The following is a 20,503-nucleotide window of genomic DNA, read 5'->3' as shown; positions in this document are numbered from 1 at the left end:
CCACCCCGGCCGGGGCACCGGACTTCTGTCCGGTGCCCCGGCCGGTGGCCTATCGTGGGTCCACCTGCACCCCCACGGATCGGCGATCATGAAGCGACCGGCGGCACCCGGAACGGCACACGCCGGCTTCCGCGGCCTGCTGGGACTGCTCGTCGCCGTCGTGGCGTTGCTCTGCGCGTTCGGCCACACCGAGCGCGGCGGACGCGTGGCCGAACGGGCCACCACCTCCGCCACTTCGCCCGCCGCCGCTTCTCCCGCCGCCGCTTCTTCCGCTGTGCCTTCTGCCGTGTCTTCCGCGGGCACCGCCCTGCACCACGTCCGGAACGCCTCCGCACACGCCACGGAAGCCGACGGCTCCACCCCCGCGTGCGGCAAGAAGGTGCTCCCGGACCCGCGAGCCCAGCGGGCGGAGAACCACCGGCACGCCGACAACTGCGCCGCCCGGCCCACCGGTCCGACACCGGTCACGCCCGAGCGGACCCCCCGCCCCGCGACGTCCCCCATAGGGCCCGCACCCCCACCCCCACCAGCCCTCCTCTCCGTTCTGCGGATTTAGGACCTGCCCGGTCCTGGACCGACCCCTGAGTCGCGTCCGTGAATCCTCGGAATCGGAGCAACTGAACATGTCCTCTTCCCCGCGCTCCCTGAGCCGGGCGGGTTCGGCACTGCGTCACTGGCAGCGCCACCAGTGGGCCGCGGCAGGCGCAGGCACGCTGCTGACCGCCGTACTGGTCGGCGTGCCCACCGACGTGATCCCCACCCCGCTGTTCTCCCGGTCGGTCCCCGTACAGGGCTGGAACTACCCGGCCCTCGCCGTCACCGCCGCCCTCGCAGGCATCGTCCTGAGCACCTACGTACGCGGGCCAGCGACATCCGCGACACCCACGGCCCCCTCGGCGCCGGACCCCGCGACCGGCGGCCGACTCGGCTCGCTCGGCGGCATCCTGTCGTTCCTCGCGGTCGGCTGCCCGGTCTGCAACAAACTCGTCCTGCTGCTGCTCGGCGCCTCCGGAGCGCTCAGCTACTGGGCACCCCTGCAACCACTGGTGGCCCTCGCCTCCGTCGCCCTGCTCACCGAAGCCGCACTGCGCCGCCTGGCGGGCCAGACCGCCTGCCCCGTACCGGCATCCGCCTGACCCCGGGCCCCCTTCACCCCTTTCTCGTCCTCCGCATCAGGACCTCCGCATCAGGAGAGGCACGCCATGCCCCACAACAGCACCACGCCCGCACCCCGCAGGAACCGCAAGCGGACCGTCCTCGCGTCCGCCGTCCTCGTGGCCGCAGCCGCCACCGCCACGTTCGCCCTCACCCTGAACGGCACCGACAGCCACACCCCCGAACCCGCCGCACGGCCCGCACCCACCGCCACCACGAGCGCGCCCGGCGACACCCCGTCACCGGACAACGAACTGGCCGCCCTGGCCCGCCGCGAGAAAACCGACCCACAGGCCACCGGGCGCGCCGACGCACCGGTCGTACTGATCGAGTACTCCGACTTCCAGTGCCCGTTCTGCGGGCAGTTCGCCCGCGAGACCCAACCCGCACTGCAACGCTCGTACGTCGACCAAGGCATCCTGCGCATCGAATGGCGCAACTTCCCCATCTTCGGCAAGGAATCGCAGCAGGCCGCCCTCGCAGGCTGGGCAGCCGGCCGGCAACACAAGTTCTGGGAGTTCCACACCCTCGCCTACAGCGAGCCGCACAAACGGAACACCGGCCACTTCGACCAGGACCAACTGACCACCCTGGCACGCAAAGCAGGCGTCGAAGACCTCGACCGGTTCCGCGCGGACATGACCTCCGCAGCCGCACACAAGGCCGTACAACGCGACCAGGAAGAGGGCTACGCCCTGGGCGTCACCAGCACCCCCGCCTTCCTCGTCAACGGCACACCGCTGCTCGGCGCCCAGCCCACCGACACCTTCCGCAAAGCCATCGACGCGGCGGCGAAGGCGGCCCGGCCATGACCGAGGTCAGCCTCCTCATGGCCTTCCTGGGCGGACTCCTCGCGCTGCTCAGCCCCTGCAGCGCCCTGCTGCTCCCGGCGTTCTTCGCGTACTCCTTCACCAGCCGCACCCGACTCGTCGCCCGCACCGCCCTGTTCTACGCCGGACTGTGCACCACCCTGGTACCGCTCGGCGTCGCCGGCTCCTTCGCCAGCCGTCTCTTCTACGGTCACCGCGACACACTGATCACCGTCGGCGGATGGACCGTCATCGCACTGGGAGCGGCCCAGATCCTCGGCCTCGGATTCGGCTCACGCCGCCTCCAACAGGCCGCCGGCGCCCGCCGCTCGGGATCGGCGGCCTCCGTCGTCGCACTGGGCGCCGTCTACGGACTCGCCGGGTTCTGCGCCGGACCCGTCCTGGGCGGAATCCTCACCGTCTCCGCCGTCGGCGGCGACCCGCTGCACGGCGGACTCCTGCTCGCCGTCTACGCCCTCGGAATGGCCCTGCCCATGTTCGTCCTGGCCCTCCTGTGGGACCGCTTCGACCTCGGCCACCGCACATGGCTCCGCGGCAGAACACTCACCGCGGGCCCCCTGACACTGCACACCACGTCACTCGTCGGCGGAACCCTGTTCATCCTGCTCGGCGCCGCGTTCCTGCTGTTCGACGGCGCGTCCGCGCTGCCGCCGCTGCTCAGTACACACACCGAATTCGCCCTGGAGGAACGGGTGTCGGCCCTCGGCACCGCCGTCCCGGACCGGGTGGCGCTCCTCGTCCTCGCGGGGCTCGCGGCCGTGGCAGCCGTCGCCGTTCTGCTGACACCCCACGGTCGGCGCACGGCCGACGACACCGACGCGCACGCTCACGGCCCGAAGGAGAGCGACTGACACCGCCGGGCCCGTACGGGACCCCCGCCACCGCACGGGCCCGGCCTCAACTCCGCTCAGCTCCGCGACGTACACCGCCCGGAGCGAACCCGCTCACAGCGCGAGGAACGCCGCCGCCAGCAACGCCGCACCCGCGCCGCCCGCCACCCACGCCGTACGCGTCATCCGCAGTCCACCACCGATCACCAGCGCCGCCAGCACCAACGCCCCGCCCAACGGCACCCAGGCGTGCAGCACCCCGGCCCACCCGGTCCGGATCGCCTCGTCCGACCCGGGACGGACCACCACCGGCAGCTCCTCGCCCTTCTTCGCCGCCGTCGACTTGTCGATGCTCAACCCCGAGTGCGGCTCCGACCCCGCCGACGGCGTGTACGGGCCGGTACAGGTGTCGCCCGCGCAGGAGGCCACCGTCAGCGTGCCGTGGTCGCGGCCCTTCGCGAGGATCACGTGCTGGGCCGTCCCCCACGAGGACCAGAACCCGGCGACCAGGATCAGCGCCGCGACACAGCCCATGGCTGCCCGGCGCGCGTACAGCAGGACGCCACGACTCCGCTTCATGGGGCGCGATCCTTGGCCATGCAACCGCATCCGGTCAACCCGGGCGGGAAGAACGCCCGGGGGAGTCAGGAGTTGTACGTGGTCTGCGCGCGCTCCAGCCCCTCGATGATCAGCGCCTCGACCGCGTCCGCCGCCCGGTCCACGAAGTACCCCAGCTCCTTGCGCTCCGCCGAGGAGAAGTCCTTCAGCACGAAATCGGCGACCTGCATCCGCCCCGGCGGACGCCCGATACCGAACCGGACCCGGTGGTAGTCGGGGCCCATCGACTTGGTCATCGACTTCAGACCGTTGTGGCCGTTGTCGCCACCGCCCAGCTTCAGCCGCAGCGTGCCGTAATCGATGTCCAGCTCGTCGTGGACGGCGACGATGTTCGCCGTGTCCACCTTGTAGAAGTCGCGCAGCGCGGTGACCGGACCGCCCGAGAGATTCATGTACGACATCGGCTTCGCCAGCACCACCCGGCGGTTGGCGGGACCCGGCGGACCGATCCGCCCCTCCATGACCTGGGCACGGGCCTTGTGCGCCTTGAACCTGCCCCCGATGCGCTCCGCGAGCAGATCGGCCACCATGAAGCCGACGTTGTGGCGGTTGGCCGCGTAGTCGGGGCCGGGGTTGCCGAGACCCACGACGAGCCAGGGCGCGGTCGGATCGGTCGTCATCTGCACGTCTCCCAGGGGCAGCCGGTGAAGCGGGTGAAGCCGGAAAGCGAGTGAAGCCGGAAAGCGGGTGAACCGGAAAGCGGGTGAAGCCGGGAAAGCGGGTGAACAGCCAGCCGCCGCCCGCGCCTTGCGGCACGGACGGCGGATTCAGCGAAGTCCCGGAACAACGCGGCCCGGGATCAGAGCGAGGCTCAGGCCTCGGCGCTCTCGCCCTCGGCGGCGTCGGCAGCGGGCTCCTCGGCCTGCGCGGCCACGATCTGGATGACCACGGCGTCCTCGTCGATGGCGAGGGTGGTGCCGGCCGGCAGCGGGATGTCCTTGGCCAGGATCGACGCACCGGCGTCCAGACCCGCGACCGAGACGGTGACCGACTCGGGGATGTGGGTGGCCTCGGCCTCGACGGTCAGGGTGTTGAGCACGTACTCCAGCAGGTTGGAGCCCGGCGCCAGGTCGCCCTCGGCCTGCACCGAGACCTCGACGGTGACCTTCTCGCCCAGCTTGACCGCGAGCAGGTCGACGTGGGTGATGGTGCGCTTGATGGCGTCACGCTGGACGGCCTTGGGGATGCAGAGCTCGGTGCGGCCCTCGATGTCCAGGCTGAGCAGAGCGTTGGCGGTCTTGAGCGCCATCATCAGCTCGTGGCCCGGAAGGGTGATGTGCACCGTCTCGGCGCCGTGACCGTAGATGACCGCGGGAACCTTGTTCTCACGACGGGTCTGACGGGCGGCGCCCTTGCCGAACTGGTTACGGACTTCGGCGCTGAGCTTGACCTCGGCCATGTGGCACTCCTCGTAGGTGACGAAAAACGGCTGGGTCACCCGGCCACGTATCGCGGCCTGCTACGAAGAGCGCGTCGATAACGGAGCGCCGTACCTATGAGTACGGCCTCCCTCGCCGAGCAACTCCGTGAGTCTACCCGGCGGGGAGGCCGTCCCAGAAATCGATCTTCAGGCTGCCCTCGGGCAGCCTTCAGACGGTTACTCCTGCTCCTCGAAGAGGCTGGTCACCGAGCCGTCCTCGAAGACCTCGCGCACCGCGCGGGCGATCGTCGGCGCCATCGAGAGCACCGTGATCTTGTCCAGGTCCAGATTGCCCGGGTCGGGCAGCGTGTTCGTGAAGACGAACTCGCTGACCTTCGAGTTCTTCAGACGGTCGGCCGCCGGACCCGAGAGGACACCGTGCGTCGCCGTCACGATGACGTCCTCGGCGCCGTTGGCGAACAGCGCGTCGGCCGCGGCGCAGATCGTGCCACCGGTGTCGATCATGTCGTCCACCAGCACGCAGACGCGGCCCTCGACCTGACCCACGACCTCGTGAACGGTGACCTGGTTCGCGACGTCCTTGTCACGGCGCTTGTGGACGATCGCCAGCGGCGCACCGAGACGGTCGCACCAGCGGTCGGCGACCCGTACCCGGCCCGCGTCGGGCGAGACGATGGTCAGCTTGGAGCGGTCGACCTTGGCGCCCACGTAGTCCGCCAGGATCGGCAGCGCGAAGAGGTGGTCCACCGGGCCGTCGAAGAAGCCCTGGATCTGGTCGGTGTGCAGATCGACCGTGAGAATGCGGTCGGCGCCCGCGGTCTTCATCAGGTCCGCGATGAGACGGGCCGAGATCGGCTCCCGGCCGCGGTGCTTCTTGTCCTGGCGGGCGTAGCCGTAGAACGGCACGATCACCGTGATGCTCCGGGCCGAGGCCCGCTTCAGGGCGTCGATCATGATCAGCTGTTCCATGATCCACTGGTTGATGGGAGCCGTGTGGCTCTGCATCAGGAAGCAGTCGGCACCACGGGCCGACTCCTGGAAACGGACGTAGATCTCGCCGTTCGCGAAGTCGAAGGCCTTAGTCGGCACCAGGTCCACACCCAGATTGGATGCGACCTCCTCGGCCAGCTCGGGGTGGGCGCGGCCGGAGAAGAGCATCAGCTTCTTCTCGCCGGTCGTCTTGATCCCGGTCACAGCACAGTCTCCTCAGACGTGTTGATTGCTGCTGGGCGAGCCAGCCGGTGCGATATGTCCGGGGCGAACCCCGTAAATCCGGCCCGAGAGCCGGGGCATGTCCGGCCCGTGGGCCGGTGCGTGTATCTATCACGGTACGCGCAGATGAACACACCTGTTTCCGGTCAGCTTTCGCTGACCGGCTCCTCCGACGCCGAGAGAGCGGCCTCCGCGGCGGCGCTTCCCGGACGCTTCCTGGCCACCCAACCGTCGATATTCCTTTGCTGGCCCCGGGCGACGGCCAGTGCGCCCGGCGGCACATCCTTCGTGATCACCGAGCCGGCGGCGGTGTAGACGCCGTCCCCGACCGTGACAGGCGCCACAAACATGTTGTCCGAACCGGTACGGCAGTGCGATCCGATCGTGGTGTGGTGCTTGTGCTGCCCGTCGTAGTTCACGAAGACGCTCGCGGCGCCGATGTTCGTGTACTCGCCGATCGTCGCGTCGCCGACATAGGAGAGGTGCGGCACCTTCGTGCCCTCGCCGATCGTGGCGTTCTTCGTCTCGACGTACGTGCCGATCTTGCCCTTGGCCCCGAGCCGCGTACCGGGCCGCAGGTAGGCGAACGGGCCCACGGTCGCCTGCTCGCCGACCTCTGCGCCGTCCGCCACCGTGTTGTCCACCCGGGCGAACCTGCCGACCGTGGTGTCCTTGAGCCGTGAGTTGGGGCCGACCTCGGCGCCCTCCGCGAGGTGGGTGGTGCCGAGCAGCTGCGTGCCGGGGTGGATGATCGCGTCCGGCTCGAAGGTGACGGTCGCGTCGATGAACACCGACGACGGGTCGATCACGCTCACCCCGTCCAGCATCGCCCGCTCCAGCAGCCGGGCGTTCAGCAGCGCGCGCGCCTCGGCCAGCTGCACCCGGTTGTTGATGCCGAGGATCTCCCGGTGGTCACCGGCGACGGACGCCCCGACCCGGTGCCCGGCCTCGCGCAGGATGCCCAGCACGTCGGTGAGGTACTCCTCGCCCTGGCTGTTGTCCGTACGCACCTTGCCCAGCGCGTCCGCGAGCAGCTGCCCGTCGAACGCGAACACCCCGGAGTTGATCTCCCGGATCACCAACTGCGTGTCGGAGGCGTCCTTGTGCTCGACGATCGCGGTCACGGCGCCGCAGTGGTCCCGCACGATGCGCCCGTAGCCGGTGGCGTCGGGCACCTCGGCGGTCAGCACGGTCACGGCGTTGCCGTCGGCGGTGTGGGCGGCCGACAGGGCGCTCAGCGTGGCGCCGGTGAGCAGCGGGGTGTCACCGCAGACGACGAGGACGGTGCCCCCGGGCACCGAGCCCAGCTCTTCGAGCGCGGTCCGGACGGCGTGCCCGGTGCCCTGCTGGGTCTGCTGCACGGCGGTACGGACGTCCGCGTCGATCTCGCCGAGGTGGGCCTGCACCTTCTCGCGCTCGTGCCCGACGACCACGACGAGGTGCTCGGGGTCCAGCTCACGGGCGGCGGCGACGACGTGCCCGACGAGGGAGCGGCCGCTGATCTCGTGCAGGACCTTGGGGACGGCCGACTTCATACGGGTGCCCGCACCCGCTGCTAGGACGACGACGGCCGGGGGGTTGGCGCTCACGGTGGTGCCCTTCGGCTGCGGGGGGTGGACACCCGCAGGATACCGGGGGGGTTCGGGACGGAAACGAAGGCGGGTCCCGGCCGTGGAGGCCGGGACCCGAATTGTGGCTCCGCCGGCTGGATTCGAACCAGCGTCTCAAGACTCCAAAGGTCTGCGGGATGCCGCTACCCCACGGCGGATCACAGCGTCAGACCCTACCTGAGGAGAGACCGCGTCTCATCCACGATGCCATGCCACCAGCCTTCGATGCGTCGGTACAGCTCAGCTCCCTGCGCGACGCGGATGACGAGGCAGCCCCGGTAGTTCTCACCGGTGTTCTTCCGAACCGTCTTCGGATTGTGTTTCTTGAGGGTCGTCTTCTGGAAGACGGAGACATCGACGCCTATCAGCTCGGCCCAGTAGAGCTTGGCTGTCTCCACATCGGCTGTCTCGTGAATCATCAGCCGGTAGCAGATACGCTCCGGGGCCACTTCGAGCAGCCTGAGCCATGCCAGGTAGACCTCGATCACCCCAGGGTCGCTGTTGACGAAGGTGACGTTCTCCCGGCGGTCGTACGGCTTGTCCTTGGTGCCTTCTGCCCAGTACAGGGCTACGCCGACGAAGAAGAGCTCCCGGTCGGACAGGGTGCCGATTTCGTCTGCCGCAGCGGCCTTGGTCTTCTGGCGCTCGATGTCGCGTACCGCCAGTTCGTGCTCCCATCGCAGACGGCCGGCGAGTTTCGCCTGCTCGGTGGTAGTGCGTCGGGGAGGCGTCGGCAGATCCCGCACCCACAACGAGATCGAACCTTTCGAGCACCCCAGCTCCACCTGTATCTGGTCGTACGTCATCCCCTGGAGCCGCAGCTCCCGTGCCTTCGCCCGCAGGCCGTCCTTGGCGCGGGGGCGTTTCGTCCACTCCGGCGCGGGCTCGCCCTGCAACAGGCGGTTGAGGATGTCGTTGTTGTCGATGTACAGCCGATCGCGGATCTGGCGGCGGCTCAGCCCCTCCCTCCGCAGAGCGACCGCCCGCTCACGCAACCCCTCGAAGTCGCTGTATTTGCTGCTGGTGTCCGTCATGTGACGAGCCTCATCCGATATGCGCTCACCCGCTTCGAAAGCTTGGCCGATTCACTGGTTCGGGTGGTCGTCGCGTATCGCACGTAACCTCCCGCATCGAAATTCGTGAGCCCGGGACCGGCCCGCCCGTACGCTGGACGGCATGACCGCAACGGGGGCGTACCAGGACGCCACGGCCACGGGACTGACCGCCCGTGGCTGGTGGTGGTGGGAGCGGCGGCGCAGCGCCGTGCTGGATGTGGGGCTGGGGGTCGTCTCGGCGCTGGAGTGTGCGCTGGAGGGGGTCGACTTCTCCGGGCAGGCGGGGCTTCCCCTGCCGTTCGGGGTGGTGTTCGGGCTGCTGGCCGGGGCGGTGCTGGTGTTGCGGCGGCGGTGGCCGATCGCTGTGGTGCTGGTGTCGGTCGCGGTCACGCCTGCCCAGATGGGCTTCCTCATGGGCATCGTCGGGCTCTACACGCTCGCGGCGTCCGATGTGCCGCGCAGACTGACCGGCGCGCTGACGGCGATGTCGCTGCTGGGCACGCTCATCGTGACGTTCGTGCAGCTCCGGCACGGACTGGGTCCGCGTGACGGCCTGTTCGTGGTGCTGGGGTCCGTCTTCATGTCGCTGGGTCTGACCGCGCCGCCGGTGCTGTTCGGGTTGTACATAGGGGCGCGCAGGCGGCTGATGGAGAGTCTGCGGGAGCGCGCGGACAGCCTGGAGCGTGAGCTGTCGCTGCTGGCGGACCGGGCCGAGGAGCGTGCCGAGTGGGCGCGTACCGAGGAGCGGACGCGGATCGCCCGGGAGATGCACGACGTGGTGGCGCACCGGGTGAGTCTGATGGTGGTGCACGCCGCGGCGCTCCAGGCGGTGGCGTTGAAGGACCCCGTGAAGGCGTCGAAGAACGCGGCGCTCGTCGGGGACATGGGCCGTCAAGCGCTCACGGAGCTGCGCGAGATGCTGGGGGTGCTGCGTACGGGGGATGCGGTGCGGGCTCCGGCGCCGGTGCCGTTGGCGGCTGTCGGAGCTGCGGCTGCCGCGGCGGCTGCGGCGGCCGGGGGTGACGGCCCGTGTCTGGACGAGCTGGAGGCGTTGGTCGGGCAGTCGAGGGCGGCGGGGATGGTCGTGGAGCTGGTGGTGGAGGGCGAGGCGGGGCGGTACGACGAGGTGGTCGAGCGGACCGCGTACCGCGTGGTCCAGGAGGCGCTCACCAATGTGCACAAGCATGCGGCGGGTGCGAAGACCTGGGTGCGGCTCGCGCACCGGGGGGCCGAGGTGGCCATGCAGGTGGAGAACGGTCCGTCGGACGCGGGGGTGGCCGATGCGGGGCTGCCCAGCGGGGGGAACGGCCTGGTGGGGATGCGGGAGCGGGTGACCGCGCTGGGCGGGGCGTTCGTCTCGGGGCCGACGGATGCCGGGGGGTTCCGGGTGTCGGCGCTGCTGCCGGGGCGGCAGGCGGCCTGAGCCGGTCGTGGTTCGTGAGGGCCCGGGTCGCGGGTGCGCGTGCCCCGGGCCTGCCGGGGGTCAGCCCGAGGTGAGCCGGAGGGGTTGCAGCCCGGTGATCAGCGTGGCGAGGCCTTGGTCGATGTCGGGGCCGAGGTACCAGTCGCCGGTGTGGTCGATGCTGTAGATCCGGCCGTCCGAGTCGATCGCGAGGAGGGCCTGGCCGTCTCCTTCTTCGCCGAGCGGGGCGATCTCGGTACCGAGGGCGCGTCCGAGGTCGGCGAGTGTACGGGCGAGGTGCAGGCCGGTGAGCGGGTCGACGAGGAACGGGGCCGGGGCGTTCTGGCGGCCGGGTGCCGGGCCGGTGATCCGCAGTCCGCCGAACTCTGCCCAGGCCTCGACGGCCGCGGGGAAGACGGCGTGCCGGTGGCCTCCGGGGGAGACGTGGGCGCGCAGGGCGTCGGCCCACTGCTCGGCGCCCCGGATGTCCCAGCGTCCGGGCAGCCAGCCCGCTGTGCGCAGCGCGGCGTCGACGGTGTCGGGGAAGCGGGTGCTGGGAGCGTCCGGCGCGTCCTGCGTGTGCGGCGGCATCTGCGGTGGTTCAGCCCTTCTCGGTGGTCGGATCGACTGCGCGTACCCCGAAGTGGGCGAGCATCGCCGTACAGGAGCGGCACGGCGGTGCGTAGCTGCCGTGCAGCGGGTCGCCGTCCTCGCGGATGCGGCGGGCGGTGATCTTGGCGTGTTTCAGGGTACGGCGGGCTTCGCCGTTGGTGAGGGGCTTGCGGGCGGCTCGTTTGGAGCGGGTGCCCTCGACGGCGGTGAGGTGCCGGGAGAGCAGGATCGCTTCGGGGCAGCGTCCGGTGAACCGTTCCCGCTGGCCGCTGGTGAGGGTGGCGAGGAAGTCCTGGACGAGGGGGTGGAGCGCGGGTGGCTGGTCGGCCTTGCCCGCGGTCGAGGTGAGGGTGTCGGCGCCGCGTACGGAGAGTGCCGCGGCGACGGTGGGCAGGATGCCGTCCCGGCGGTGCAGGAGCTCCGGCGGGCGGGATTCCGTACTGCTCCAGCGCAGGCGTGGGTCGCCCGATGGCCCGGTTTGTGGTGACTGTGCCGTGTGCATGGCTGTGATACCCCTCCCACCCCCTGCAGCTGTTGCTGCCGGTGTTGCGCCCCCCGTGTTGCGGGGTCAGCCTGCCAAATGGGACGGGTGGTGCGGAAGCTGGGGCTGTTGATCGGGGTGTTGTGTCGCTTGCGGGTCACTCGAACGTGACGGTCCGTTACGGCTGTGGGCCGGTGGGAACTGGGGCGGGGCCTCTTCTTGCCCCACCGCATAGGCTGTCCGTCACTAAGACCGCCCCGGGCGGTCTAAGCCATTCGCAGCAGGGGGCAACCGCCATGACGACAGGTCGGCTCGGGCAGCAAGCCGCGCCACCGAATGCGGCCTACACCGGGCAGCTCGTGAACTTCCCGGACCCGGTGCGGGCCGCGCGCCACCCCCGTGGTGTGCGGGTGGACGGAGACGGCTTCCCGGATTTCTCGCCGTACGCGCGTGCCGCCGCGGAGATCGCGGAGCCCCCCGAGGGGTTCGGTGTCGATGAACTGCGGCTGACGGACTACGTGTCGGCCAATGCGGCGCTGGCCGCTTCGGGGCACGAGTTGTGGGACACGATCCCGGCTGTTGCCACTCCGCACGGCTGGACCTGGCACCACGTGCCCGGGGGGCGTCGGCTCGAACTCGTACCGGTCGAGGTCAAGGCGTTGCTGCGGCACCACGGTGGGCTCGCGACGGCGGCTGTCGACCAGGAGAAGAGGGGTACCCGCCCGCTCCAGGACACGCGTCCGGCGCACTTCGGGCTGCCGAAGGGGTCGGTGGCGGTCGGTGAGCAGCAGGTTCTGGGTGTCGAGGAGGATCTGGGGTACCGGTTGCCTGCCGCGTACCGCTCGTTCCTGAAGGCGGCGGGCGGTTGCGCGCCGGTCGGTGCCGCGCTGGACGCGGAGTTGGGGCTGTTGGTGGACCAGCCGTTCTTCACGGTGCGGGACGAGGCCGCGGTCAATGACCTGGTGTACGTGAACAAGTGCTTGCGGGACCACCTGACGAAGGACTACCTGGGTGTCGGTTTCGTCCAGGGCGGGATCCTCGCGGTGAAGGTGAAGGGCGGCGGGGTCGGCTCGGTCTGGTTCTGTGCGTACGACGATGCGCGTGACCAGGATGCCTGGCCGCCGGCCGAGAGGGTGGAGCGGCTGTTGTTGCCGTGCGGTGCGGATTTCGATGCGTTTCTGGAGCGTCTTGCGGGGAATCCGCCGGAGCTGGAAACGGTGGCGAACCTGATGGTGGACGGCGGCTTCGCGCAGGCCGTCCCGGTCTCGGCCGAGGGGTGAAGAGCCGATGGTGACCTTTGCGCAGGCGCAGGAGCGCGCGGAAGAGTGGGTCAACGGGGACGTTCCCGCGTATCAGCACCGTGAGGTGCGGGTGCGGGAGTTCGACCTCGGGTTCGTGGTGTGGGCGGAGGACCGTGCGGAAGGCCCTTCGGGTGGTGGTGGCCGGCAGCGGCTGGTGATCGCGCGCGACAGTGGTGAGGCGACGCTGTGGCCGGGGCTCGCGGTGGGTGAGGTCGTCCGCCGTTTCGAGGAGGAGTACGGGGTGGCGGGTGAGGCGGCTGCCGCGTCGCCGGAACCGCCGCAGCGGATCGATCTGAACCAGACGTCGTTCCTGCTGACTCCGCCGGAGTGGTTGCAGGACGCGGCGGACAAGCTGGGGATTCCGGACCGGCGGTCGGGGGCGGGGTCCGGCTCGGATGCCGGTTCCGGTTCCGGTGCCGGGAGTCCCGTGGGCGCCGGTACGCCGTCGTCGGGCGGGAGTTGGGGTACGTCCGGCGGGACCCCGTCCGCCGATGCGGGCGGGTCGTCCTGGCCGAACGCCGGTGGCCCCGGTGCCGATCACGAGCCGACGGCCAATGACGGCGTTCCCGTGGACGGCACTCCGTGGGCCGGGACGGACACGAGCGCCGTTCCCGGCGGGGAGGACGCGTCCGTACCGCTGCCCGCGACGGTGTTCGCGCCACCGCTGGCCGGTTCGGACGACGAGAGCGACGCGCCGCCCGTGGTGGCGCCGGAGGCCAGGACCGCGCTGATGTCGGGCGGCAGCGGGTTGCCGTCGACGACGCTCGCGCCCGCGCTGGACGGTCCGGGGAAGCGGCCGGAACCGCACTCGCCGCAGTCCCAGGCGCCGCAGCAGTCCCAGGTACCGCAGTTGCCGTTGCCGTCGCAGCCGCAGCCGCCGTCTCAACCGCAGTCGCCTCAGCCTCCGCAGCAGCAGTCCCCGCTGCCCCCGCCGATGCCGTTGCCCGAGCGTTCGGCGCCGACGGCTCCGCCCGTAGCGCCCGCTGCCCGTCCCGGCCCCCTCCCCGCGCCCGGTCCTGCCGCGGGTGCGAGTGACATCGCCGACGCCGCGACCAGCAAGGCCACGGCGCCCCCGCGCGTGCCCAGGGGGGCCCGGGGTGCGGGTGCCGGTACTCCGCCGCCGCCCGGCGCCCCGGGTACGCCGGGTGCGCGTGCCCCCGAGGGTCCGCCACTGCCGCCCGGGGTTCCGGCCGGTGGATACGTCCCGACGCAGCTGGTCTCGCAGCTCGGCGCCGACCGGCCGCTGCCGCCCGGTGTCCCGGGCCCGCCCGGTATCTCGGGTGCGCCGCGACCGCCCGGTCCTCCGAAGCCGCCGTCCAGCGGCGGTACGGGTGGCGGCGGTACGGGCGGCGGGGGTGGGGTCCACCACGCCGCGACGATGCTGGCCACCCCGAGCCTGGGCGGCCAGGGCAGTCTCGGCGGGGCCCGGCCCCCCGGTCCGCCGCAGCCCCCGGGCCCGCCCGGTGTTCCCGGCGCGCCGCAGCCGCCCGGTCCGCCCGGTGTTCCGGGTGCGCCGCAGCCGCCCGGTCCGCCTGGTCCTCCGGCGCCGCCGTCCGGCGGCAGCATGGGCGGCGGGGTGCACCAGGCGGCGACCATGCTGGCCGGTCCGGCCGTGTCCGGTCCCGTAGCGCCGCCCGGTCCCGTGCCGCCCCAGCAGGGTGCCGCGTACGGGTATCCGCAGCAGCCGCCGACCGGGCTGCCGACCGTGGGCCCCGGTTACCAGGCGGTGCTGCGCTTCCGGGCGCCGGACGGGTCCGAGCAGCAGCTCATCCGGCGTTCCGCGCCCGGCACTCCGCACCCGGAGTGGCAGATGCTGCACGAGCTGCGTGCCATGAACGTGCCGCCGCAGCAGGTCATCGAGCTGCACACGGAGCTGGAGTCGTGCGAGCTGCCCGGCGGGTACTGCGCGCGGATGATCCGGGAGACGTGGCCGCAGGTGCGGATCACCAGCGTCGCCCCGTACGGCAGGGACCATGCCAGCCGTCAGCAGGGGATGCAGCACCTCCTGACCCACCAGGGTGAGCTGCACCAGGTGGCGGACGGTCCGGCGCGGCCCGCGCCGGTGCGTGCGCCGCTGCCCGCGGTGCAGCCGGCGCCGCCGCTCCCGCCGCAGGGCGTCGCGCAGGAACTGGCGCAGAGTTTCGGGCCGCAGGGTGTCTTCCGCTTCGATCAGCGGGCCGTTTCGCGTCAGGGTGTCCCGGACGTCGTGGCGCAGACGCTGGTGTGGGCGGGGCTGCCGGTGGACTTCGGTCCGTTCTTCTGGGCGCAGGCGGTGCCCGGTCAGCCGGTGCCGACACTGGCTGAACTGGCCGCCCAGCGGCAGGTGCAGGCCGCCTCGGACGCCGGTTCGTATCTGGTGATGGGGTCCGACTTCGGCCGGGCGCTCTGTGTCCAGTACGGGACGGCGAACATCGTGGCCGTGCCGGTGGAGGCGGGTCCCGGGGGGCAGCCGGTGCCGCCGCAGTTCGTGAACTCGGGGCTGCCCGAGTTCGTGCGTTCGCTGGCGCTGCTGGGCCGGATGTGGCGGCTGCGTTTCGGGCTCACCCCGGAGCAGGCGGGCCGCTGGACCGTCGATTTCCAGGCACAGTTGATGATGCTGGACCAGGCCGCGCTCGGTTCACCGGACAACTGGTGGTCGGTCCTGCTGGAGCAGATGTGGGACGGGCTGCTCTGACACAGCCTTCCTGGCACTGCCCTTCCTGACACAGCCCTTCCTGAGGCGCCCGGCCGCGATGCGCGGCCGGGCGCCTCTGTCGTGTGCGGGTGCCGGGAGCACCCGGTCCTGAGGGTCGGCCGGGGGCCGGATCCGGCCGCTGTCGGACCGCGATGCCGGCTTCCGGGACGGAGTGCCGCATCCTGGGTGGATGAGATGGGCGGAGTGTCGCGTTATGAGCGCTTCGCGATGATCTACCAAGATGTGCGCCGGGCCGTGTGGAATGCCGGGCCGCACATCGTGTTCGAAGAGGGGCTTGAAGGATGAGTTCAGCATCGGTGTCACCTCATGGCTTCACCGGCGTGCGGGGCCGCGGGTACCGGGCGGAGCAGGTCGACCGTTTCGTCGCGGGACTCTCGCAGGAGCGCGACGAGGCGTGGGAGCGGGCGGCGCGGCTGACCGTACTCGCGAAGGAGATGGAGGCCGCCGCCGTCGCCCTGGGTGAGCAGGTGGCCGCGCTCGCCCCGCAGACGTACGAGTCGCTCGGCGCTCGGGCGCAGACGCTGATCACGCTGGCCACGGAGGAGGCGGAGGGCCTGCGCTCCGAGGCGCTCGCGGCGGCTCAGCGGCTGTACGACGAGGCCGGAGCGGCGGAGCGCGCGCTGCGGGACGCGGCACGCACGGACGCGGACGCGGTACGGGCCGCCGCCGACGCGTACGCCCAGGAGCTGCTGGCGGGTGCGCAGGGCACGTCCGACGAGCTGCGGATCGGTTCGCGCCGGGACGCGAAGCAGTGGCGGGGCGAGTCGCTCGGCGTGCTGCGGGAGATGCGGGCGCGTACGGCGGACCTGCTGGCGGAGCTGGAGAAGGAGCAGGGCGAGCGGGGTGAGGCCGCGGAACACGAACTGGCCTCCAGGGAAGCCGACTTCGAAGCCCGTCACACCGAGCTGATCTCCCGCGCGGAGGCCCGCCTGGCGGAGGCGCAGCGCGCCCTGTCGGTGACGGAGGAGCAGGCGCGGCACGGCCAGGAGGATGCGGAGGCCCGCGGCGCCGAGCTGATCGCGCAGGCGCGGGTGCGGGCGGAGCGGGTGGAGCGCGAGACGGAGCGGGTCCTGCGGGAGAACACCGAGGCGCAGGAGGAACTGCGCGCGCACATGGCGCACGTACGGAGCAGCCTGGCGTCGCTCACCGGCAAGGCGCCGGCGGAGGGGTGAACGCCCCGGCCGGGGCGCGCACCTCTCGGGGCCGGGTCAGGGCTGGGCGAAGAGCTCCCCGGCGGATGCGACGGACCAGGCCCGGTCCAGCCAGGCGGCGAGAGTCGGAAGGTTCGTGCAGCGGTTGACGCGGTCCCGCACCTCGGGGGGAACGGCGACACCGCGCCGCTCCAGCACCATCAGCACGGCACCGGCCTGCGCTTCCGCCCGGCCTTCTTCGCGTCCCTCTTCCCGGACCTGCTGGGCGGCCTCGGACTGGAAGAAGTAACTCAGGGTGGTCATCAATTCCCTCCAGATCTGTCGTGCCCGGGTGTCTCCCAGGAACTGACCACGCGAAAAGGTTTTTCTCCGGCAAGCGCCGCACATGGGTGCGGGCTTGCTCTCACCCCAACGGGTCATCCCCCGCACGGCGTTGACGCCAACGGGATGACTAACCGCACTACCGCGGCCCGGTCGTCGTGCGCACCCGTATGTCCCGTCGTGCGTACCCGTACGTCCGCAGCCCGGTCCCCGGGGAACCCCTAGGGTCCGCCCCTTACACATGGCCGGGGAGCGTTCGTCCCGGCGGAGGACGAGCGGGACCGGGGCTGTTCCTTAACGTTTGTTCATGGCCGCTCGCACGACCGGGCGGCCCGCCGCAGGGGTGGGGTGGGGAAAACCCCAGGGCGGAGACGGAGACGTGCACCAGTGCGCCGGTGCACCCCGGATCGACAGACTTCTTGCCTGCTTGCTGACAAGCGGGTGTTGACCGACATAGGAGACTTACCGTGACAACGGCTGTGACCATTCCCAGGCACGGGGGTACTGGAGGGCGTACGGCTGTTGCCGCACGGGCGCGGCAGGTCGTCAAGGCGTACGGCTCGGGGGAGACCCGGGTCGTCGCCCTGGACCATGTCGATGTGGACATCGCCCGGGGGCAGTTCACCGCGATCATGGGGCCTTCGGGCTCCGGCAAGTCGACGCTGATGCACTGCCTCGCCGGGCTCGACACTGTCAGCTCCGGGCAGATCTACGTGGACGAGACCGAGATCACCGGGCTGAAGGACAAGAAGCTCACCCAGCTGCGACGCGACCGGATCGGCTTCATCTTCCAGGCGTTCAACCTGCTGCCCACGCTCAACGCGATCGAGAACATCACGCTGCCGATGGACATCGCGGGCCGCAGGCCCGACGCCGAGTGGCTGCGGCAGGTCGTGGAGACCGTCGGGCTCAAGGACCGGCTGAAGCACCGGCCGACGGAGCTCTCCGGCGGGCAGCAGCAGCGCGTCGCGGTGGCGCGTGCGCTGGCCGCCCGGCCCGAGATCATCTTCGGTGACGAGCCGACCGGGAACCTCGACTCCCGTGCGGGCGCCGAAGTGCTGGGCTTTCTGCGGAAGTCGGTCTCCGAGCTGGGGCAGACCATCGTGATGGTCACGCACGACCCGGTCGCCGCCTCGTACGCGGACCGGGTGCTGTACCTCGCGGACGGCAGGATCGTCGACGAGATGTACGGCCCCACGGCCGACCAGGTCCTCGACCGTATGAAGGACTTCGATGCGCGCGGGCGGACGTCATGACCGTCTGGAAGACCTCGATGCGCAACTTCTTCGCGCACAAGGGGCGGATGGCGCTGTCCGCCGTCGCGGTCCTGCTGTCGGTCGGCTTCGTGTGCGGCACGCTCGTCTTCACCGACACCATGAACACCACGTTCGACAAGCTCTTCGCGGCCACCGCGGCGGACGTCACGGTCAGCCCCGAGGCCGCGAAGGGGGCCGACGAGAACCCGCTGAACGGCAGGCCCGACTCGCTGCCCGCCTCCGTACTGGCGAAGGTCGGGAAGGCCGACGGGGTGAAGTCGGCGGTGGGCGGCGTCTCCAGCATGAGCGTGACCGTCGTCGACCGCCACAACACGGACATGGGCTCCAGCAGCGGCGCCCCGACGATCGCAGGCAACTGGACGGCCGACGACAGCAAGTCGATGGCGGTCACCTCCGGCCACCGGCCGCAGGGCCCCACCGAGGTGATGGTCGACGCCGACACGGCGAAGAAGCACCACCTGAAGCTCGGTGACGAGCTGCGCACCATCACCGCCACCGGTGACATCCGGGCGAGGATCAGCGGCATCGCCACGTTCAAGGTGACCAACCCCGGTGCCGCCGTCGTGTACTTCGACACCGCCACCGCGCAGCGGGGACTGCTGGGCGCCCCCGACCGGTTCACCAGCATCGGGGTCACCGCCCGACCGGGTGTCAGTGACATCGAGTTGAAGCGGAACGTGGCCGCCGCGCTGCCCGGACCGTACAAGTTCCAGACCCAGAAGGAGAACGCGGACGCCAACCGCGCCGACGTCGGCTCCTTCCTCGACGTCATGAAGTACGCGATGCTCGGCTTCGCCGGGATCGCCTTCCTCGTCGGCATCTTCCTGATCATCAACACCTTCTCGATGCTGGTCGCCCAGCGCACCCGGGAAATCGGCCTGATGCGGGCGCTCGGTTCCAGCCGGAAGCAGATCAACCGCTCGGTGCTGGTCGAGGCACTGCTGCTCGGCTTCTTCGGCTCGGTACTCGGCGTCGGCGCCGGTGTCGGCCTGGCCGTCGGGCTGATGAAGGTGATGGGCGCCACCGGCATGGACCTGTCCACGGACGATCTGACGGTCCTCTGGACGACCCCCGCGATCGGCATGCTCCTCGGCATCGTCGTCACGGTCGTCGCCGCTTACATCCCGGCCAGGCGGGCCGGGAAGATCTCCCCGATGGCCGCGCTGCGGGACGCCGGTACACCGGCCGACGGCCGGGCCGGCCGGCTCCGGGCAGTCATCGGCCTGGTGCTCACCGGCGCCGGTACGGCGGCGCTCCTCGCCGCCGCGGGAGCGGACAAGTCCGGCCAGGGATCGGCGTATCTCGGGATCGGCGTCGTCCTCACGCTCATCGGTTTCGTGGTCATCGGCCCGCTGCTCGCGGGTGTCGTGGTCCGGGCGATCAGCGCGGTGGTACTGCGGGTGTTCGGCCCGGTCGGCCGGATGGCCGAGCGCAACGCGCTGCGCAACCCGCGGCGTACGGGAGCGACGGGCGCCGCCCTGATGATCGGGCTCGCGCTGGTGGCCTGCCTGTCGGTGGTCGGCTCCTCGATGGTGGCCTCCGCCACGGACGAGCTGGACAAGTCGGTGGGTGCGGACTTCATCGTCCAGAGCCCCCGGGGCGCGCTGATCGTGCCGCAGGCCCGGAAGGCGCTCGCGGCGACGCCGGGCCTGGAGCACGTCACCGACTACAAGGCGGTCGACTCCGAACTGACCGCCCCGGACGGTACGAAGGAGAAGCAGCCGGTCGTCGCGGCCGACCCGACGTACGCGCAGGACCTGCGGCGCGAGACCGTCTCCGGTGATCTCTCGGCGGCGTACGGCAAGGACGCCATGTCGGTCGGTGACGCCTACGCGAAGAAGCACGGCATCAAGGTCGGAGACACCCTGACCGTCGCGTTCGAGGGCGGGCGTACGGCGAAGCTGCGGATCGCGGCCGTCACGTCCGACGACACGAGCGTCGACAAGGGCGCGATGTACATGAACATCACGACGGCCAAGCGGTACCTGCCCGCCGCGAAGGTCCCGCTGAACGTCATCATGTTCGCCAAGGCCAAGGACGGCCAGGAGAAGGCCGCTTACGCCGCGCTGAAGAAGACGCTGACCGACTACCCGCAGTACAAGGTGCAGGACCAGACCGACTTCAAGCAGACGCTGAAGGACCAGATCGGCCAGCTGCTCGACATCGTCTACGGGCTGCTCGCCCTGGCGATCATCGTGGCCGTGCTGGGTGTGGTGAACACCCTTGCCCTGTCGGTCGTCGAGCGGACCAGGGAGATCGGCCTGATGCGGGCGATCGGCCTCTCGCGCCGTCAGCTGCGCCGGATGATCCGGCTGGAGTCGGTGGTCATCGCGCTCTTCGGTGCGCTGCTCGGTCTGGGGCTGGGGATGGGCTGGGGCACGTCGGCCCAGAAGATCCTCGCGCTGGAGGGCATGGGCGTCCTGGAGATCCCGTGGACGACGATCCTCACGGTCTTCGTCGCCTCGGCGTTCGTGGGTCTGTTCGCCGCGCTGATACCGGCGTTCCGGGCGGGCCGGATGAACGTACTGAACGCGATCGCGACCGACTAGGACAGGTCCTTGGACCGGGGGAA

General features: G+C 70.9%; 19 protein-coding genes and 1 tRNA gene. 10 read left to right on the top strand and 10 right to left on the bottom strand.

Translation table 11 applies throughout. The features are described from left to right. Positions 1 to 88: 88 nt before the first annotated feature. The 4 genes from OG709_RS14085 to OG709_RS14070 all read left to right on the top strand — a co-directional run bounded on the left by OG709_RS14085 (position 89) and on the right by OG709_RS14070 (position 2,836). Complete coding sequence (locus OG709_RS14085; RefSeq protein WP_329166354.1) at positions 89 to 556, top strand: hypothetical protein; 468 nt, start codon at positions 89 to 91, stop codon at positions 554 to 556. Between the two features lie 67 nt (positions 557 to 623). Beyond that, the gene (locus OG709_RS14080) at positions 624 to 1,136 is read left to right on the top strand and encodes a hypothetical protein (RefSeq protein ID WP_329166352.1); all 513 of its coding nucleotides are present in this window, start codon (positions 624 to 626) and stop codon (positions 1,134 to 1,136) included. Between the two features lie 66 nt (positions 1,137 to 1,202). Beyond that, positions 1,203 to 1,967, top strand: coding sequence for a DsbA family protein (locus tag OG709_RS14075; protein WP_326694717.1), 765 nt, complete (start codon positions 1,203 to 1,205; stop codon positions 1,965 to 1,967). After that, positions 1,964 to 2,836, top strand: a complete 873-nt coding sequence (locus tag OG709_RS14070; protein ID WP_329166350.1) for a cytochrome c biogenesis CcdA family protein — start codon at positions 1,964 to 1,966, stop codon at positions 2,834 to 2,836. Before OG709_RS14075 ends, OG709_RS14070 begins: the two co-directional genes overlap by 4 nt. 93 nt (positions 2,837 to 2,929) lie before the next feature. On the opposite strand, the gene OG709_RS14065 is transcribed toward OG709_RS14070, so the two are convergent. The 7 genes from OG709_RS14065 to OG709_RS14035 all read right to left on the bottom strand — a co-directional run bounded on the left by OG709_RS14065 (position 2,930) and on the right by OG709_RS14035 (position 8,670). Beyond that, positions 2,930 to 3,394 carry a hypothetical protein gene (locus OG709_RS14065; protein WP_250301916.1) on the bottom strand — a complete coding sequence of 155 codons (465 nt, stop codon included), beginning with the start codon at positions 3,392 to 3,394 and terminating at the stop codon, positions 2,930 to 2,932. Positions 3,395 to 3,459: 65 nt separating this feature from the next. Further along, complete coding sequence (pth, locus tag OG709_RS14060) at positions 3,460 to 4,053, bottom strand: aminoacyl-tRNA hydrolase (protein ID WP_250301917.1); 594 nt, start codon at positions 4,051 to 4,053, stop codon at positions 3,460 to 3,462. Positions 4,054 to 4,244: 191 nt separating this feature from the next. Next, positions 4,245 to 4,832 (bottom strand): 50S ribosomal protein L25/general stress protein Ctc, encoded by a 588-nt coding sequence (locus tag OG709_RS14055; protein WP_250301945.1) that lies wholly within the window; start codon positions 4,830 to 4,832, stop codon positions 4,245 to 4,247. A gap of 198 nt (positions 4,833 to 5,030) precedes the next feature. Further along, on the bottom strand, positions 5,031 to 6,008 hold the full coding sequence (locus OG709_RS14050) for a ribose-phosphate diphosphokinase (RefSeq protein WP_250301918.1): 978 nt from the start codon (positions 6,006 to 6,008) through the stop codon (positions 5,031 to 5,033). A gap of 164 nt (positions 6,009 to 6,172) precedes the next feature. After that, a complete protein-coding gene (glmU, locus tag OG709_RS14045) occupies positions 6,173 to 7,615 on the bottom strand; it encodes a bifunctional UDP-N-acetylglucosamine diphosphorylase/glucosamine-1-phosphate N-acetyltransferase GlmU (protein WP_326694718.1) in 1,443 nt (480 codons plus the stop codon). Positions 7,616 to 7,719: 104 nt separating this feature from the next. Continuing rightward, positions 7,720 to 7,794, bottom strand: a tRNA-Gln gene (locus OG709_RS14040). Between the two features lie 15 nt (positions 7,795 to 7,809). Next, positions 7,810 to 8,670, bottom strand: coding sequence for a hypothetical protein (locus OG709_RS14035; RefSeq protein ID WP_329166345.1), 861 nt, complete (start codon positions 8,668 to 8,670; stop codon positions 7,810 to 7,812). A 142-nt stretch (positions 8,671 to 8,812) separates the two neighbouring features. On the opposite strand from OG709_RS14035, the gene OG709_RS14030 reads away from it, so the two are divergent. Next, positions 8,813 to 10,114, top strand: coding sequence for a sensor histidine kinase (locus OG709_RS14030; protein WP_250301921.1), 1,302 nt, complete (start codon positions 8,813 to 8,815; stop codon positions 10,112 to 10,114). A 60-nt stretch (positions 10,115 to 10,174) separates the two neighbouring features. Here OG709_RS14030 and OG709_RS14025 read toward each other — a convergent pair whose 3' ends face one another. Both OG709_RS14025 and OG709_RS14020 read right to left on the bottom strand, forming a co-directional pair. Beyond that, positions 10,175 to 10,684: an SUKH-3 domain-containing protein gene (locus tag OG709_RS14025; RefSeq protein WP_250301922.1), complete on the bottom strand. Its 510-nt coding sequence runs from the start codon at positions 10,682 to 10,684 to the stop codon at positions 10,175 to 10,177. Positions 10,685 to 10,694: 10 nt separating this feature from the next. Continuing rightward, positions 10,695 to 11,207 (bottom strand): YwqJ-related putative deaminase, encoded by a 513-nt coding sequence (locus tag OG709_RS14020; protein WP_250301923.1) that lies wholly within the window; start codon positions 11,205 to 11,207, stop codon positions 10,695 to 10,697. A 275-nt stretch (positions 11,208 to 11,482) separates the two neighbouring features. Between OG709_RS14020 and OG709_RS14015 the strand changes: the two genes are divergently transcribed. The 3 genes from OG709_RS14015 (at position 11,483) to OG709_RS14005 (ending at position 16,354) form a co-directional block, all read left to right on the top strand. Then, positions 11,483 to 12,466, top strand: a complete 984-nt coding sequence (locus tag OG709_RS14015; RefSeq protein ID WP_329166342.1) for an SMI1/KNR4 family protein — start codon at positions 11,483 to 11,485, stop codon at positions 12,464 to 12,466. Between the two features lie 7 nt (positions 12,467 to 12,473). Next, entirely contained in the window at positions 12,474 to 15,161 is a 2,688-nt protein-coding gene (locus tag OG709_RS14010) for an SUKH-4 family immunity protein (protein ID WP_329166341.1), read from the top strand. Positions 15,162 to 15,463: 302 nt separating this feature from the next. After that, positions 15,464 to 16,354 (top strand): cellulose-binding protein, encoded by an 891-nt coding sequence (locus OG709_RS14005; protein WP_266642701.1) that lies wholly within the window; start codon positions 15,464 to 15,466, stop codon positions 16,352 to 16,354. 36 nt (positions 16,355 to 16,390) lie between these two features. Here the strand turns inward: OG709_RS14005 and OG709_RS14000 are convergent, their stop codons facing one another. Next, entirely contained in the window at positions 16,391 to 16,636 is a 246-nt protein-coding gene (locus OG709_RS14000; protein WP_329166338.1) for a hypothetical protein, read from the bottom strand. A gap of 485 nt (positions 16,637 to 17,121) precedes the next feature. On the opposite strand from OG709_RS14000, the gene OG709_RS13995 reads away from it, so the two are divergent. Both OG709_RS13995 and OG709_RS13990 read left to right on the top strand, forming a co-directional pair. Next, positions 17,122 to 17,910: an ABC transporter ATP-binding protein gene (locus OG709_RS13995; RefSeq protein WP_250301928.1), complete on the top strand. Its 789-nt coding sequence runs from the start codon at positions 17,122 to 17,124 to the stop codon at positions 17,908 to 17,910. Then, positions 17,907 to 20,480 (top strand): ABC transporter permease, encoded by a 2,574-nt coding sequence (locus OG709_RS13990; protein ID WP_329166335.1) that lies wholly within the window; start codon positions 17,907 to 17,909, stop codon positions 20,478 to 20,480. Before OG709_RS13995 ends, OG709_RS13990 begins: the two co-directional genes overlap by 4 nt. Positions 20,481 to 20,503: the final 23 nt, after the last annotated feature.

Origin of the sequence: Streptomyces sp. NBC_01267 (assembly GCF_036241575.1) — a bacterium.
Classification (GTDB): domain Bacteria; phylum Actinomycetota; class Actinomycetes; order Streptomycetales; family Streptomycetaceae; genus Streptomyces.
This window is presented reverse-complemented; position numbering and strand designations above follow the sequence as displayed.

What these genes read in the sequence shown, in the direction of transcription:
- OG709_RS14085 (WP_329166354.1), top strand. Translation starts at nt 89, where the DNA reads ATGAAGCGACCGGCGGCACCCGGAACGGCACACGCCGGCTTCCGCGGC.
- OG709_RS14080 (WP_329166352.1), top strand. Translation starts at nt 624, where the DNA reads ATGTCCTCTTCCCCGCGCTCCCTGAGCCGGGCGGGTTCGGCACTGCGT.
- OG709_RS14075 (WP_326694717.1), top strand. Translation starts at nt 1,203, where the DNA reads ATGCCCCACAACAGCACCACGCCCGCACCCCGCAGGAACCGCAAGCGG.
- OG709_RS14070 (WP_329166350.1), top strand. Translation starts at nt 1,964, where the DNA reads ATGACCGAGGTCAGCCTCCTCATGGCCTTCCTGGGCGGACTCCTCGCG.
- OG709_RS14065 (WP_250301916.1), bottom strand. Translation starts at nt 3,394, where the DNA reads ATGAAGCGGAGTCGTGGCGTCCTGCTGTACGCGCGCCGGGCAGCCATG.
- pth (WP_250301917.1), bottom strand. Translation starts at nt 4,053, where the DNA reads ATGACGACCGATCCGACCGCGCCCTGGCTCGTCGTGGGTCTCGGCAAC.
- OG709_RS14055 (WP_250301945.1), bottom strand. Translation starts at nt 4,832, where the DNA reads ATGGCCGAGGTCAAGCTCAGCGCCGAAGTCCGTAACCAGTTCGGCAAG.
- OG709_RS14035 (WP_329166345.1), bottom strand. Translation starts at nt 8,670, where the DNA reads ATGACGGACACCAGCAGCAAATACAGCGACTTCGAGGGGTTGCGTGAG.
- OG709_RS14030 (WP_250301921.1), top strand. Translation starts at nt 8,813, where the DNA reads ATGACCGCAACGGGGGCGTACCAGGACGCCACGGCCACGGGACTGACC.
- OG709_RS14025 (WP_250301922.1), bottom strand. Translation starts at nt 10,684, where the DNA reads ATGCCGCCGCACACGCAGGACGCGCCGGACGCTCCCAGCACCCGCTTC.
- OG709_RS14020 (WP_250301923.1), bottom strand. Translation starts at nt 11,207, where the DNA reads ATGCACACGGCACAGTCACCACAAACCGGGCCATCGGGCGACCCACGC.
- OG709_RS14015 (WP_329166342.1), top strand. Translation starts at nt 11,483, where the DNA reads ATGACGACAGGTCGGCTCGGGCAGCAAGCCGCGCCACCGAATGCGGCC.
- OG709_RS14010 (WP_329166341.1), top strand. Translation starts at nt 12,474, where the DNA reads ATGGTGACCTTTGCGCAGGCGCAGGAGCGCGCGGAAGAGTGGGTCAAC.
- OG709_RS14005 (WP_266642701.1), top strand. Translation starts at nt 15,464, where the DNA reads ATGAGTTCAGCATCGGTGTCACCTCATGGCTTCACCGGCGTGCGGGGC.
- OG709_RS14000 (WP_329166338.1), bottom strand. Translation starts at nt 16,636, where the DNA reads ATGACCACCCTGAGTTACTTCTTCCAGTCCGAGGCCGCCCAGCAGGTC.
- OG709_RS13990 (WP_329166335.1), top strand. Translation starts at nt 17,907, where the DNA reads ATGACCGTCTGGAAGACCTCGATGCGCAACTTCTTCGCGCACAAGGGG.